Source organism: Verrucomicrobiia bacterium (genome assembly GCA_035765895.1).
Classification (GTDB): Bacteria; Verrucomicrobiota; Verrucomicrobiia; order Limisphaerales; family DSYF01; genus DSYF01.
Genome location: DASTWL010000073.1, coordinates 43,551 through 57,729, shown reverse-complemented (window position 1 = coordinate 57,729; position 14,179 = coordinate 43,551). Strand labels below are relative to the sequence as shown.

The window sequence follows — 14,179 nt, the reverse complement described above, 5'->3', positions numbered from 1 at the left end:
TGGTGGCGGTCGCCTTGAGCGGTGCGCCGGGTGTCTGGGCGCGCGATGCGTGGGTGTATTTCGGGACGTTTACCAATGCCCTGAGCCGCGGCATCTACGTCGCCAAACTGGATGGCACCACGGGTGCGCTTTCCGCACCCGAACTCGCAGCGGCCGTGCCGAATCCCAACTTCCTGGCCGTCTCACCCAATGGCCACTGGCTTTACGCGGCCACGCGGGCGGAGTCCACGAATGGCGCGGTCAGCGTGTTCGCGGTGGACCAGCACACGGGCCGGCTTACGTTGCGCGAGCAGGAATCTTCGGGCGGCGTGGGGCCGTGTCATGTGAGCGTGGATGCCGCCGGCCGGGTTGTGCTGGTGGCGAACTACAACAGCGGAAGCCTCAAATCCTTTCATGTCGCGGCGGACGGGCGATTGCGCGCGGGCACCGTGGTGCAGCATCACGGGCACAGCGTGAACGAGCGGCGACAGGCGGGGCCGCATGTGCATGCGGCGGTGACGGCGCCGGGTGGACAGTTCGTCCTCGCGTGCGATCTGGGAACGGATGAGGTGCGCGTTTACGGCATCAATGCGGCCGATGGCGCATTGACACCCAACGAACCGGCCTTCGCCGCCGTGCCGCCCGGTTCCGGTCCGCGGCACATCGCGTTCAGTCCAGACGGCAAAACCGCCTACGTCATCAACGAAATGGCCTGCACCGTGACGGTCTTTGCGTGGCAGGCGGCCACGGGAACGCTGGCACTGCGCCAGACCCTTTCCCTGCTGCCGCCCGGGGTGAAACATGCGGATGCGTTTACGGGCGCGGAAATCATCGTTCGTCCGGACGGCCGGTTTATTTACGCATCAGTGCGGGGATTGAACCGGATAGCGGTGCTGCGCGTGGCGCCGGCAGACGGGCGGCTGAGTTGGGAGACGGATGTGGACAGCGGCGGCGAGGTGCCGCGCGGCATGGGGCTCGATCCCTCCGGCCGGTGGCTGATTGTGGCGAACCAGAAATCGGCAACGGTCACGGTCTTCCGCGTTGCTGCAACTTCGGGACACCTTGAGCCGACACAGCAGGTGCGTTCCGTCGGGGCACCGGTCGATGTCAAATTTGTTCCGGCGATGTGATTCAGGCCGCGCCGGGCGAGGATTGTTCCCGGCCGGATGATTTGCCGTTGAGCTGCCATTGAATCAGCGCGAACAGCGGTCCGAACAGCAGGGGCTTTTGGAAAAAGCCCGTGGCTCCGGCGAGCGCCGCACGTTCGGAGAGGTCCTTGTCCTGGCAGCCGGTAAAAAGGATCACCGGGATGGGCCGCGGTTCGGCGCGTTGCAGCCATTCCATGAGGCGGAATCCGTCCCAGGTCATGGTTGGATCCGGCGGGAATTCGAGATCGAGCAGAATCAGGTCGGGGCGTTGGATGCGCGTGGCGGCGAGGGCGGACGGGCCGTCCTCGGCCGTGATGACGTCGTAACCTTCGGCGCGCAATTTCATTTCGGTGGTCTTGCGCACGACGGCGTCGTCATCCACCACCAGGATGCGGCGCGTGCCGGGCTGCGCGTGGGTTGAAGTTGTCGTGGTGCCACCGGCTCCGGCCAAAGTGCGGACGGCACTGGTGGTCGGAAGCGGCTTCCAACGGTTGCCGCTGACAAGATTGAGTTTGAGTTTCATAACGTCTTCCGCGTTGTTTCCAACCAGGCACGGCAAGTTACAACGCTCCCGTTGCCGTTCAATCCGGACAAACTTGAGTTTTTGGGGTCCGCTGCATTCGCGCCATTCACCCGGGGCATTTCCGGCGCGACTTGCATGTCCCCGGGGACGTGAAGAAGTGCCCGTCGCCGCACGCGCTCTTCGCGTCACCGTGGGGCATCCAGCCATTGGGCACTGCGGGAAATTCCGCCATCCTTCGCCGTCTCCCCAGCCCCTCATCCGGCCTCCGGCCACCTTTTTCATGAACCGGAGCGCCGGTCTTCAGACCGGCTTTGGACGTTCAAATTCCAGTGCCCGCCCGGTTCACGATTCCATCCAACCAACCCGGCCTTTCGTTTGGTTAAAGCCGACGTGGCCGTCGGCGCTCCGGGGGCGTGGCCACGCTCGCGATGCGATGGTGGGAGATTCCGCAATCCTGATTTTTGCGCCTTGCGCTTCTGAACTGGCGGAGCGCGGCCGTCCCCAGCCGCAGCACTCCCGAACACCGACGACCGTCCCGGAAAATCTGGATGATCTTTCTGCCTGCGACCCGTTGCGGCTGACGCTTCGCGCCCCGCGCGCTCCCATTCAGGCGGAGCGCCGGTTTCCAGACCGGCTTTGGAGGTTCAAATTACAAGATGCGCCCGGATTGTCATTTTATCCAACCAACCCGGCTGTTCGTTTGGTTAAAGCCGACGAGGACGTCGGCGCTCCGGGGACGAGGGACTGAGTTAAGTGGTAAGCCTGCAGGTTTGGTTACCGCGTCAGCGCCGGGCTTCCTGGGAGGGGGTGTTACGATAGAGCCGCCATTCGAAGGGGCCAAGGTGAAGTTGCGGAAACGAGTCGTCGGGCTTGTCCGCCTGACCGGCGATTTTTACGGGCGCATAATCTCTTTCGGCCGGCGCCTGGACCGTTGCGGTGACCGGACGGTTGGAGAAGTTGATCACCACGATGAATTGCTCGCGGCCGTCGGCGCGTTCAAAGGTGACCACGCTGGTCTCGGCGGAATTGCGGAGCCAGACCACGCGGTCGTTTTGAAACGCGGCATGGCTCCGGCGCAACTGGATGAGGCCGCGGTAAATGTCGCGCAAGGGCGGACGCTCCTTGGGCCGCCAGAAGATGGGCATCTTTTCAAACAAGGCCGGGTCGCCCGATTCGGTGGCGTCGCCGACTTCCATGCCGTTGTAGAGCAGGGGGACGCCGTCCAGCGTGAGCATGAGCACTTCGGCCGCCAGCGCGCCGCGGATGCCAAAGCGGGCCACGGCACGGGCTTCGTCGTGGTTGTCCGAGATGCGCAAGTGCAGCGCACCCGGGGGAAATTCGCGGCGGTCCTGTTCCCAGCAGGCCTCAAATTGCGACGCGGGCGCGCCCTCGATCAACACGCGGTTGAGCGTGGCGTGCAACGGCCAGGAATAATCGGCGTCGAAGGCCTTGAGCAGGAGTTCCGGCTTGCTGGCCTCGGCGAGCAGCATGATGTCGGGCTTCACCTGTTCGAGCGCGGTGCGCGCCTGTTCCCAAAAGTCCGTCGGCACCATGTAGGCCACGTCGCAGCGAAAACCATCGACGCCAAAGTCCCGCACCCAATAGGTGAGCATGCGGATCATGTATTGCCGCAGTTCGGGGCTGGCGTAGTTCAGGCCCGCCACGTCGCTCCATTCCGGCACCGGCGGCAGAATGTGGCCCTGGGCGTCCTGCTTGTAAAAGTCCCGGTGCTGCATCATCACGCTGTCCCACGCGGTGTGGTTGGCGACGAGATCCAGGATGACCTTCAGCTTGCGCCGGTGCGCTTCGGTGACCAGGCGGCGGAAGTCATTCGTGGTGCCGTAGTCGGGGTTGATGGCGTAGTAATCCTTCACCGCGTAGGGGCTGCCCAGCGTGCCTTTGCGTTGCTGTTCGCCAATTGGGTGAATGGGCATCAACCAGAGGACGTTGACGCCCAGGTCGCGCAGTTCATCGAGCCGCGCCGTGATGCCGTTGAAATCGCCGGTGGCCGAAAAGTTGCGCGGAAAAATTTCATACACGACGCCGCTGCGCAGCCAGGCGGGGGCCGGTCGGGCGGCCGGCTGCGCGAGGTTGTTCTGGCCGAGGGCGGCGATGGCCAGCAGCAACGCGGCCAGCCCAAGCGACATTTTGCGAATCATGGAATTGACGTTCACCGGTTATGGGGGAAGCGCGGCCATTAAACGGCAGCCCGCGGCGCACGGCTACCGCATCTTTGTGCGGCAGGGCGCCGGGCGGTGGCGGAACGTTGAGGCATGACCCAAATCACAAGACGTCCCGGAGCGGCGGCCTCAAGGCGGCGTGGTGGTGCGTTCCTGGAGCCAGGTCAGGTCGGACGAACTGCCGTCCTTGCGCATGCCGACCACGGGATTGTGGAGGACGCCGCTGTCGGTCCAGCGTTTGATTTCGGCGTGACCGTCGGCGAACGAAAGGCCGCCGGCGTTGTTGTGATAGGAAGCGGGAATGTCGCGCCATTGGGACGGCGTTTGCGGTCGCACCAGAAACCAGCCGTCGTTGATCGTTTCCGGATTTTCATCAATGGTCACCCAGATTTCCGATGGTTTGCGGAGGTTGGCTTGCTTGCGAAAGATGGTGTAGCTGACTCCGTCGAGCAGCCCTTCGGTGTTGAGCGGATTCATCCAGGCGTTCATGGACATGCTGCGGAGCGTGGGCTGGCCGCTGGTGCCGAGCTTGCGGTCGGCGGGGCATTTGTAAACTTCCAGCTTGTTCAGAAACGGGTAGAGCAGGCCCTTGCGAATCAGGTCCGGATTGGTGTCGGCCACGTTGCCAAGCACCCAGTTGGCCTTGGTGCCGCCCGGCTGGGCCGCGGGATCATTCGGGTCTGTCACCAGCACCTGCTGGCCGCCGGTCGAAACAATCTTGTCATCGTTGTCGCCGGAATACATGAACCAGCCGAGTTGGAGTTGTTTCAGGTTGTTGATGCAGCTGATGCCCTGCGCCTTGGCTTTGGCGCGGCCGAGGGCGGGCAGCAGCATGGCCGCCAGGATGGCGATGATGGCAATGACCACCAGGAGTTCGATGAGGGTAAAGCCGCCCCGCGGGGCGGACCGGAGTTGTTTCGCAGAATGCATATCAATTGGCAGCGGGCTCGGCTTGCCGACGCAACGTTGGGAGCAGCGGGTCTGATGCCGGCAATTAAGGTGCTGGATGATGCGACCCTAACACTCGCAACGATGCGCTGCCACCGCATGTTTGTGTGGTCGCCGGGCGCGGCGGGCGGTCACCGCACAAACGTGCGGTGGACGGTTGCGGCGGGCAATCCTAGTGTGCGCAGGTAACCCAAAGTCACCGCGCCGGTCACGTGCAGCCACCAACACCGGCAGGCGTTGATTCTTTGGTGCAGCGCAAAACTATGAAACTCACATTGACCCTGTTCGCAGCGGCCGCCGTCGTCGTTGCCTGCGTGCCCAACTCCGAGGCCCAGTCCTATTACGTGGCGGGAGATTATCAGACGCCCGCGTGGGATCCCGGTGCCAATCCAATGTCCGACAACGGGGATGGTTCCTATGTTCTGAGCATTTACGGCCACACGCCGGGCGCGGCGCATGAATGGAAAATCACGCCGGGTTCGTGGTCCTCGAGCTGGCCCGGCAGCAACGTCCGCTCTCTCTACGACACCAACGGCAATTTCACCTTCCGCTGGTTCCCGGGCGTGCGCAACGATGGCTGGAATCCCCAGAGCGACCGCGTCGGCTATGAGGACCCGGGCCATGGCTGGGACGTGATGGGCTCGTTCAACGGCTGGACGACGCCGGTGGTGACGCTGACGAATCAGGGCGCCGGCCTTTACGAGGGCGCCTACGTGGTTCCGACGGCGGGCAGCTATGATTTCAAGTTCCGGAAGGCCGGGGACTGGAATGTTGCGATCGGTCCGGGATTCGGCAAGGACGGCAATCTGTCCGTCACGACCACGAATGACAATCAACTGGTGACCTTCCGGCTGGATTTGCCGCACGGCCGCTGGCTGGCGGGCGACCCGGCTCCGGCGCCGACGAACCACGTGTTCTTCAGCGTGAACATGGAGGTGCCCATCGCCATCTTCAACGTCAGCCCGTCCGATCCCAGCAGCTTCGACCCCAGCAGTGACGAAGTGCACGTGAAGGGCACCTTCAACGGCTGGACGGTGACGCCGTCGAATCAACTGTTCCGCGTGGGCACCTCGTCCGTGTTCACCAACACGTTTGACATCGTCGGCTACCAGGGCAGCAAGGCGCAATACAAGTATTGGGCCACGTTTCCGGGGGATGAATCGCCTGCGTTCATTTGCGGCAACGCACGGGAGTTGACGCTCACGAACATGGACATGGCGGCGCCCGCGGATTACTGGGCGGACCGCACGTTGAACGATCCGACCAACCAGATCACGTTGAGCGTGGACATGTCCGTGCAGACGGCGCTCGGGCGGTTTACGCCCGGCTACGACCACGTCTATGCGCGCGGCCAGTTCAACAATTACGATCTGTCGCTGGAGCTGACCAACAATCAGGCGGCCAACACCAACATTTACAGTGGCGTGGTCAATTTGTGGTGGCCGCTGGGCGGCTGCCAGAAGTTCAAGTTCTGGAACAGCAGCGCAACCGCGCCCAACAGCGGCTGGGAAAGCCCGCTCAGCACCGGCGGCAATGACCGCCAGTTCACCGTGACGAGTCCGACGCAGACCCTTGCGGTGCTGTTCTACAACGACGTCGAACCGTGCGACATCATCGACCAGACCAACTTCGTCACCTTTTCCATCGACATGAAGGGGGCGGTGGCCACGGACGCGACGACCTACGACGGTTCGCAGACCATCTACCTGAATGGTGATTTCCTCGGCTGGTGGGGCTGGGGCAACACCAACGGCGTGGCCACAAACTACCTCATGAGCCGGGTGAGCAATTCGGACACCTACACCCTCACGTTGCCGGTTCCGGCGGGGAACAATCTCCGCCTGCAATACAAGTATTCCATGAACGGGGCCGACAACGAGGCCGCGCCAACGAAGGATCACGTGCGTTACATCCGGACGTTGCCCGGGCAGAACAGCTACACGCTGCCGCTGGACAGTTGGACGGGCACGGACCCCGTCCGGATCGCCAACCTGGCCGAACCGATGTTTGGATATTTGCGCATCAGTCCGCAGGCGCCGGGCAAGATCATCATCGACTGGCTGGGGCTCAAATGCGTCGGGCTGCAAAGCACGACGAATCTGGCGACGTGGCTGGATTACCCGGCGTCGGCCGGCACCAGTTCGACCAACTGGCCGCTCTCGGGCGACCAGATGTTCTTCCGCCTGGTGAAGCCGATGGCGACGCCTTGAAGTGGTGGCCGCTTCCTTCGGCGCCGGAGAAAACCTCCGGCGCCGATCCGTTTCCGGGAGGGGTCGCACGTTGGCGGGCCTTGGAGCGGTTTGACAAATTCTGAAGCTGTAATGGCAGCAGAAACCCCTCACCCCGTCCCTCTCCCCATCCGATGGGGAGAGGGTGGCCGCAGGCCGGGTGAGGGGTCGGCGAATATCCCGTCGGCTACGACATTATTTGAAGCGCGCTAGCCGCGCAGGTATTTGACCACCGCCTCGGTGCGCGAGTGGACGTGGAGCTTTTCGTAAACCGTCCGCACGTAGCTCCGCACCGTGTCGATGCTGATGTTCATGCGGTCGGCGATTTCCTTGTAGGCGTAACCCTTGGCCAGTTGATCCAGAAACTCCCGTTCGCCGGCGGTCAGCCGGGCCATGGTGGATTCCGTTGTGGCCGGCTGGTTGAAAAACATGACGACGCGCCGCGCCAGTTGCGGCGACATCGGCGAACCGCCGTCGTGGACGTCGCGAATGGCATCGAGCAGGCGTTCGGAGGCGGTGCGCTTGAGCAGGTAACCGCTCGCGCCCGCCTTCAACGAGTTGAACAACGAATCGCTGTCTTCATAAACCGTCAGCATGAGAAACTGGACCTGGGGCAGGGCGCCCTTGAGCTGGCGAACGCATTCCACGCCGTTCATCCCCGGCAGATTGATGTCCATCAACACCACATCCGGCCGGTGTTGGGGGATTTCCTTCACGGCGGTTTCGGCGTTCGCGTAGTCGCCCACCAATCGAAACGCGGGTTCCCGGCGGATCAACGCCGCGAGGCTGGTGCGGATGCCTTCATCATCATCCACGAGGGCCACCTTGATGGGATCGCGGTTGGGGTGGGGTGGATTGGTGGCCATGGTTTCAAACGGGCTTGGGTGGGAAGTTGACAGTGAGGCGGACCTTGGTGCCCTGGCGGTGGACGCTTTCAATCGTGAGCTGTCCGCCAATCGTCTCGGCCCGGCGGCGCATGTTGCCCAGGCCATTGCGCTTGTTCGCCGCAGGCTCCGCCTCTGAATCAAATCCGCCGCCGTCGTCCTCGACGGAAAGGGCCAGGGACGTTTCCGTAGCCTGGGCACGCACCAGAACCTCCCGGGCGTGCGCGTGTTTGAGCGCGTTGGTCAGGGCTTCCTTGACGATCAAAAAAATGTTGTGCCGCACGTCCGGCGGCAGCGCGCGATCCGGCAAATCATCCGGCAAATCCAGCCGGCACCGGGCGGTGTCCCCCTCAAACAGTTCCTTGGCGAAGTGCGCGACGTATTCGACGAGACTCTGCAGGGTGTCGCTGCGCGGCCGTAGCGCCCACACGATTTCTTCCAGCGCGCGCACGGTTTCCGTTGCGGTCTGGGAGAGCTTGGCGGCGCGGCCCTCGATGGCCTCGGGATCCTGCTTGTGCTCCTTGAGCGAGTCGCTGAGCAGGGACAACCGGGTGAGCGACGAGCCCAGTTCGTCGTGTAAATCCTGCGCGATGCGCGCCCGTTCGCGTTCGACGGCCCGTTCGCGTTCGGCCAGCCGCAGGCGGCGCTGGAACTTGCGCTTCTCGACCACCCGCACGGTGACCACGACGGCCGCCAGCAACGCCACCGCCGCCAGGGTGTTGAACCACCAGGTCGCCAGAAACGCACGATGACAAAGTCGCGGAACGAGGTGGCAATGGCCATGTCGCTGAAGATCCAGCCGTTGCCGCCGCCGTCCTGGCACAGGTGGATTTGGTCAAACGAGGCCCGTGCCTTGAAGCGCGTGGTCAGCGCGGCGGGCTGGCTGTCCTCGCTCGCCCCATGCGACAGGTCGGGATCCAGCCACACGGTGATCAAGTCGTCCCCGCCGGGAACATATTGCACCTTGAAGATGATGGTGCGCTCGTGATTCTGGCGCGGGAGTTCGTAAGGTTTGAACGTGCCCAGGCCGGCCGCCTCGGGATGGGCCGAGTTCAAATTGAATTCGCCGGGCCGTTTGTTGAGCGGGCCGGTTTCGGACGCGTTGAACGCCGAGTAGCCCCAGGCTTCGGGGGCGTTGCCCACGCCGAGGCGGGGGTCTTCGTTTTCATACAACTGGAACCCGGCGTAGTATTCCTCCGAAGCCACGTCGGAAAGCGGGTCCACATGAAACTTGAAGAACAGCGCGTCGTTGGCCGTGTCGTCCCGTTTGACCGCCCCGCCCAGAATGTCTTCGCCGACCGCCGTCTTGTGGATGACGCGGGATTCCCGGTCGCTCCAGAGAATGACGGCGCGCGCCGAAATCGGCGTGAGGCATAACAGGAGCCCCAGCAGCACCCAGGGGCCGGCCGGACAGAGCCGAAGGCGGCCTGTCGCGGAAGGCGCTGCGTGGTGGAACATGGCGCAATTATGCGGCCGGCAGGTGACCGACTCAAGCGTGCGCCGCCGGCGCGACAAAGTTGCTGCCACCAGTTGCCAAGCCGCGCTTCGTGCTCTATCAGTAGCAGGCAATTTTATGGCCGCGGCCCCCATCGTTTCCATTCGCAATCTGTCGAAGGTTTATGCCCAGGGCGAAATCCAGGTGACGGCGCTGGACAACATCTCGCTCGACATCGCGGGCGGCGAATTCCTGACCTTGATGGGGCCCTCGGGCTCCGGCAAATCCACGTTGCTGCACATCATCGCGGGCATTGACCGGCCGACCAGCGGCCAGTGTGCGGTCCAGGGCGTGGAGGTGACGCGGCTGGATGAATCGCAACTGGCGGACTGGCGCAACCAGAATGTCGGCTTCATTTTCCAAACGTTCAATTTGATCCCCGTGCTGACGGCGTTTGAAAATGTCGAGCTGCCGCTGCTCCTGACGCGGCTCGGACGCCGCGAACGCCGGCAACGTGTGGAAACGGCCCTTGGCCTCGTCGGGCTGGGCGACCGGATGCACCATCTGCCGAAGCAGCTTTCGGGCGGCCAGGAGCAGCGCGTCGCCATTGCGCGGGCGCTGGTCACCGATCCAAGCCTCGTGGTCGCCGACGAGCCCACGGGCAATCTTGATTCGCATTCGGCCCACGATGTCCTCGAAGTGCTCCGGTCGCTGAGCCGCGACGCGGGCAAAACGGTCATCATGGTGACGCACGATCCCAAGGCGGCCGCCTTCGGATCGCGCAGCATCCATCTCGAGAAGGGTGAATTGTTGAACGGCGACGGCACCCCGTCCGCGCGGGTATGAACTTCCAGACGTTCATCATCAAGAACGCGCTGCGCAACAAGCGCCGGGCGCTGCTTTCCGTCCTGAGCGTCGCCGTCAGCCTCTTCCTGCTCGTGACGCTGCTGGTGGCCCTGCGCGAGCTGACGTTGCCGGTGGAAGGGGCGGGGGCCGAATTGCGCGTGGCCGTCCGCAACAAAATCTCCATCGCCAACCTGCTGCCGGCGCGGCAGCGGCCGGTCATCGAACGTATTCCCGGTGTGGAAGCCGTCACGCCGTTCACCTGGTTCGGCGGGAAATACAAGAACGAGGAGAACATGACCTTTGCGCAGTTCGCGATGGACCCCACGAAGCTGCGCTCGGTTTTTGGCGAGGCGAAAATGAATCCCGAGGCGTATGCGGCGTTTGAGAAGGAGCGCGACGGCTGCGTCATCGGCCGCATCTCCGCCGACAAATACCATCTCAAGGTGGGCGACAAGATCACGCTCGAAAGCACGGTGTATCCGGTGACGCTCGACTTCAAAATCGTCGGGATCTACGCAGGCACGCCGGACGACCGGAACATGCTGTTTCGCCAGGATTATTTGAATGAGGCCACGGGCGACACGGGCGAGGTCGGCATGTGGTGGCTGAAGGTCAAATCGGCCGAGGACATGCCGCGCGTCCTTGCCGCCATCAACAAGGCGTTTGAGAACACGTCGGCCGAGGTGCGGGCCGAGACGGAACGCGCCTTCCAGCTCAGCTTCATTTCCATGTGGGGCAACATCAAACTGCTGGTCACGCTGATTTCGAGCGCCGTGGTGTTCACGTTGCTGCTGGTTTCAGCCAGCACGATGAGCATGGCCATTCGGGAACGGTTTCGCGAGCTGGCCATCCTGAAGGCGCTGGGCTACCGGCGGCGGGAATTGTTCGCGTTCATTCTCGCGGAAAGTTTCGGGCTGGCCATGGCGGGCGCGGTGATCGGCGTGGGCGGCGCGTATTGTCTTTACACGTTTGGCGACGTGTCGAAGCTGACCAACGGCCTTTTCCCGTATTTCGAGGTGACCGCACGCATCGTGGGGACGGGCGCGGCGGTGGCGGCGGCATTGGGCGTGGTGTCCAGCATCATGCCCGGTCTGGCCGTCGCCCGCATGAGTGTCGCGGAAGGTTTGAAAACGCTCGATTGACCCATGCACCTTTCCGCTGCCGCATTTCTCTTCCTGTTCATTGGTGTGGGCCTGGTCGGCTATCTGGCCTGGTTGGCCTACGCCGTCGTCATGTCGCCCATTCCGCTGCCTTACAACTTCAAGAGCGTGCTGGTGCGCTGGCGCGCCACGGCGGCCACCGTGCTGGGCGTGGCCCTGGTGGTGGCGGTGTTCCTGCTCATGCAGGCCATGGCGGCCGGTCTGGAAAAATCGAGCATGAACACCGGCGACCCCCACAACGTGATGATCGTGCGGAAAGGCTCCACTGCCGAATCGAGCAGCCAGGTGTCGCGCGAACAGTTGAAGATCATCCAGTATTGGCCGGAGGTGGAACGGGACGCGCAGGGCCGGCCCATCGTGTCCGCCGATCTGGCCGTGATCATCAGCCTGCCGCGCCGGGACGCCCCGGGCGAAGCGAACGTCACCATGCGCGGCATCACGTCCCAGGGCATTCAACTGCGGCCGCAGGTCAAACTGGTCGCGGGCCGCTGGTTCAACCCCGGCCATCGCGAAGCGGTCGCCAGCGTGAAGATGGCGCGGCGCTTCGCGCATTGTGACATCGGCCAGACCTTCAAGACCGGTGGCACCGAGCTGACGGTGGTGGGCTGGTTCGACGGCGGCGACACGGCCTTCGACTCGGAATTGTGGATGGACGCGGACGAGGCGCGCTCCGTGTTCGACCGCGAGAATTATTCCAGCGTCCTGGCGCGCGTGGCGAACACCAACGCCGCGGTGGCGCTGATGCGGCGGATTGAATCGGACAAGCGCATGCCGCTGCGCGCCGAACTCGAAACGAAATATTACGCGGCGCAAACCGCCACCGCGGGACCGATCAAAATGCTGGGCACGCTGCTGGCCACCGCCATGTCCATCGGCGCCGTCTTTGCGGCGATGAACACGATGTATGCTAGCGTCGGCGCGCGAACCCGTGAGATTGGCACGTTGCGCGTGCTCGGCTTCCGCCGGCGGACCATCCTGGCGAGCTTCAATCTCGAAGGGGCGATTCTGGCCGGCCTGGGCGGCGTGCTCGGCTGTCTTGCGGCGCTGCTGGCGCAGTGGTTGTGTGTGGCGTTTGGCGTCCGCTTCGGCACGCTCAGTTTCAATACCTTCAGCGAGGTCATCTTCCAGTTTCAGGTGACCCCGCCGTTGCTGGTGCAGGGGATGATTTTTGCCGTCAGCGTCGGAATCGTGGGCAGTTTTCTGCCGGCGCTGCGGGCCGCGCGGCTCCCGGTGATCGCCGCGCTCAAGTCAGTTTGAACGCGCCCGGCTTGCGGAACTCGTCCGCTTGGGCATTGTTTGGGGGTCGCTCATGAACATGGAACCGTTGGACCAACTCAAAATCGACCGCGACCAGAAACTGCGTCCGCGGCGGCCCGTGTGGGTGATTTTCTTCGTGGTGTTCGCCGTGACCGGCGCGGCCCTGTTTTTTGCCTGGCCCCGGGTCTCGGACAGCCGCCGGGTCATGAAAACCACGGAAACCACCGACGTGCTGGCCAGCGCCACGACGGATGCCGCAACCGTCCCGGCCGCGACAACGAACATGGCCAATACCACCATGGCGCCGGCTGGGGACGTTGTCCTCACGGTGAGCGGCTACATCATCAACCGCGAGCGGATCGAGCTCAGCCCGCGGTTCATGGGCGTGGTGAAATGGATCGGCGTCAAGAAGGGGGACGCAGTCACCAACGGACAGGTTGTGGTGCTCTTGGACGACACCGAATTCAAGGCGCGGTTGCAGGAGGCGGCCGGGCAGGTCAGCAGCGCGCAGGCCGGGCTGGCCAAGGCGGAACTCGATTACGAGCGCATCAGCAAACTGGCCAAAACGGACATCGAATCCCGGCAGTCGCTCGACGATGCGCGCATTGCAGTGGATTCCGCCAAGGCCACGCTGGCCATGGCCGAAGGCGCGCGCGACGTGGCCCGGGCGTATGTGGGCTGGTGCACCATCCGTTCGCCCATCAACGGCGTCATTCTCGAAAAGCTGGTGGACCCGAATGAACTCGTCACGCCGCAAAGCTTTGGCGGCACGCGCGGGCCCAGCACGGCGCTGATCGCCCTGGCCGATCCGAAGGATTTGCAGGTGGAAATCGACATGAACGAAGCCGACCTGGCCAAAATCTCGTTGAACCAAAAGTGCCGCGTCAGTCCGGAGGCCTATCCGGACCGGGTCTATGACGGCGTCGTGGCGGAGATTGCGCCGGAAGCCAACCGGGCCAAGGGCACGTTGCAAATCAAGGTGCAAATCCTGAATCCGGACAACTACCTCACGCCCGAGCTGAGCGCGAAGGTGGATTTTTTGAAGAAATGAGTGAGGCGTTGTAATGCAATTGGTCCAGCCGATCTTGTCACCGAATTATCCCAGTTATCTTGGATTGTCCCAATTTTCCGAGGGTGACACCACGCAGTATTATCTTTAAGGACAGATTGGCGGAGGGGTAATTGTGTTTTCCATCGACTTCGTGAGGGAGAACAGAACATGAATAATTCTGGAATACTAAAACGCCGTTCGTCTCTCACGTTCAAGGTGCAGGTCGCCTTGTCAGTGTCTATGTTTGCGGTTATGAGCATTTTTGCAATTTTGGACGCATTGGTGGCTCCTAGCTCACATTCTGGTTTGGTCGATTGGATTTCATACTTATATCTGAGATTGCTTGAACCTACGATAATACTAATTCAAGCGTTTGGAATGGACGATGGTGTAAGCTATTTGGGGCATAAACTTTTTGCGATACTCCTAAATCCGCTCCTCGTATTCTGTATTATTGGTGTCATCGGCAACGCGATTACTTTCATCAAGAAGAAAACCGAAGGTTGAGCTTTTTATGAAAACAACAACCGAAGAGCTTTC

General features: G+C 62.7%; 12 protein-coding genes. 7 read left to right on the top strand and 5 right to left on the bottom strand.

Features of this window, described 5'->3' with window-relative positions:
* Positions 1–1,109, top strand: a 1,109-nt coding sequence (locus tag VFV96_14655) for a lactonase family protein (protein ID HEU5071642.1), incomplete at its 5' end; no start/stop codon positions are given.
* Between the two features lies 1 nt (position 1,110).
* Here VFV96_14655 and VFV96_14650 read toward each other — a convergent pair.
* The 3 genes from VFV96_14650 to VFV96_14640 all read right to left on the bottom strand — a co-directional run bounded on the left by VFV96_14650 (position 1,111) and on the right by VFV96_14640 (position 4,760).
* On the bottom strand, positions 1,111–1,650 hold the full coding sequence (locus VFV96_14650; protein ID HEU5071641.1) for a response regulator: 540 nt from the start codon (positions 1,648–1,650) through the stop codon (positions 1,111–1,113).
* 782 nt (positions 1,651–2,432) lie between these two features.
* On the bottom strand, positions 2,433–3,809 hold the full coding sequence (locus VFV96_14645; protein ID HEU5071640.1) for an alpha-amylase family glycosyl hydrolase: 1,377 nt from the start codon (positions 3,807–3,809) through the stop codon (positions 2,433–2,435).
* 150 nt (positions 3,810–3,959) lie between these two features.
* A complete protein-coding gene (locus tag VFV96_14640; GenBank protein ID HEU5071639.1) occupies positions 3,960–4,760 on the bottom strand; it encodes a prepilin-type N-terminal cleavage/methylation domain-containing protein in 801 nt (266 codons plus the stop codon).
* Positions 4,761–5,041: 281 nt separating this feature from the next.
* Here VFV96_14640 and VFV96_14635 point away from each other — a divergent pair, with 281 nt between their 5' ends.
* Positions 5,042–6,988: a hypothetical protein gene (locus tag VFV96_14635; protein ID HEU5071638.1), complete on the top strand. Its 1,947-nt coding sequence runs from the start codon at positions 5,042–5,044 to the stop codon at positions 6,986–6,988.
* 227 nt (positions 6,989–7,215) lie between these two features.
* Here VFV96_14635 and VFV96_14630 read toward each other — a convergent pair whose 3' ends face one another.
* Positions 7,216–7,872 (bottom strand): response regulator transcription factor, encoded by a 657-nt coding sequence (locus VFV96_14630; protein HEU5071637.1) that lies wholly within the window; start codon positions 7,870–7,872, stop codon positions 7,216–7,218.
* A 4-nt stretch (positions 7,873–7,876) separates the two neighbouring features.
* Positions 7,877–8,713: an ATP-binding protein gene (locus VFV96_14625; protein ID HEU5071636.1), complete on the bottom strand. Its 837-nt coding sequence runs from the start codon at positions 8,711–8,713 to the stop codon at positions 7,877–7,879.
* 750 nt (positions 8,714–9,463) lie between these two features.
* On the opposite strand from VFV96_14625, the gene VFV96_14620 reads away from it, so the two are divergent.
* The 5 genes from VFV96_14620 (at position 9,464) to VFV96_14600 (ending at position 14,146) form a co-directional block, all read left to right on the top strand.
* Complete coding sequence (locus tag VFV96_14620; GenBank protein ID HEU5071635.1) at positions 9,464–10,171, top strand: ABC transporter ATP-binding protein; 708 nt, start codon at positions 9,464–9,466, stop codon at positions 10,169–10,171.
* The gene (locus VFV96_14615; protein ID HEU5071634.1) at positions 10,168–11,313 is read left to right on the top strand and encodes an ABC transporter permease; all 1,146 of its coding nucleotides are present in this window, start codon (positions 10,168–10,170) and stop codon (positions 11,311–11,313) included. The genes VFV96_14620 and VFV96_14615 overlap by 4 nt, the downstream gene beginning before the upstream one ends.
* 3 nt (positions 11,314–11,316) lie before the next feature.
* Positions 11,317–12,588, top strand: coding sequence for an ABC transporter permease (locus VFV96_14610; protein HEU5071633.1), 1,272 nt, complete (start codon positions 11,317–11,319; stop codon positions 12,586–12,588).
* Positions 12,589–12,646: 58 nt separating this feature from the next.
* Complete coding sequence (locus VFV96_14605; protein ID HEU5071632.1) at positions 12,647–13,639, top strand: efflux RND transporter periplasmic adaptor subunit; 993 nt, start codon at positions 12,647–12,649, stop codon at positions 13,637–13,639.
* Between the two features lie 168 nt (positions 13,640–13,807).
* Positions 13,808–14,146 (top strand): hypothetical protein, encoded by a 339-nt coding sequence (locus VFV96_14600; protein HEU5071631.1) that lies wholly within the window; start codon positions 13,808–13,810, stop codon positions 14,144–14,146.
* Positions 14,147–14,179: the final 33 nt, after the last annotated feature.

Bases quoted from the DNA above. Each gene is read 5' to 3' on its own strand.
- VFV96_14650 (HEU5071641.1), bottom strand. From the start codon at position 1,650: ATGAAACTCAAACTCAATCTTGTCAGCGGCAACCGTTGGAAGCCGCTT.
- VFV96_14645 (HEU5071640.1), bottom strand. From the start codon at position 3,809: ATGATTCGCAAAATGTCGCTTGGGCTGGCCGCGTTGCTGCTGGCCATC.
- VFV96_14640 (HEU5071639.1), bottom strand. From the start codon at position 4,760: ATGCATTCTGCGAAACAACTCCGGTCCGCCCCGCGGGGCGGCTTTACC.
- VFV96_14635 (HEU5071638.1), top strand. From the start codon at position 5,042: ATGAAACTCACATTGACCCTGTTCGCAGCGGCCGCCGTCGTCGTTGCC.
- VFV96_14630 (HEU5071637.1), bottom strand. From the start codon at position 7,872: ATGGCCACCAATCCACCCCACCCCAACCGCGATCCCATCAAGGTGGCC.
- VFV96_14620 (HEU5071635.1), top strand. From the start codon at position 9,464: ATGGCCGCGGCCCCCATCGTTTCCATTCGCAATCTGTCGAAGGTTTAT.
- VFV96_14615 (HEU5071634.1), top strand. From the start codon at position 10,168: ATGAACTTCCAGACGTTCATCATCAAGAACGCGCTGCGCAACAAGCGC.
- VFV96_14610 (HEU5071633.1), top strand. From the start codon at position 11,317: ATGCACCTTTCCGCTGCCGCATTTCTCTTCCTGTTCATTGGTGTGGGC.
- VFV96_14605 (HEU5071632.1), top strand. From the start codon at position 12,647: ATGGAACCGTTGGACCAACTCAAAATCGACCGCGACCAGAAACTGCGT.
- VFV96_14600 (HEU5071631.1), top strand. From the start codon at position 13,808: ATGAATAATTCTGGAATACTAAAACGCCGTTCGTCTCTCACGTTCAAG.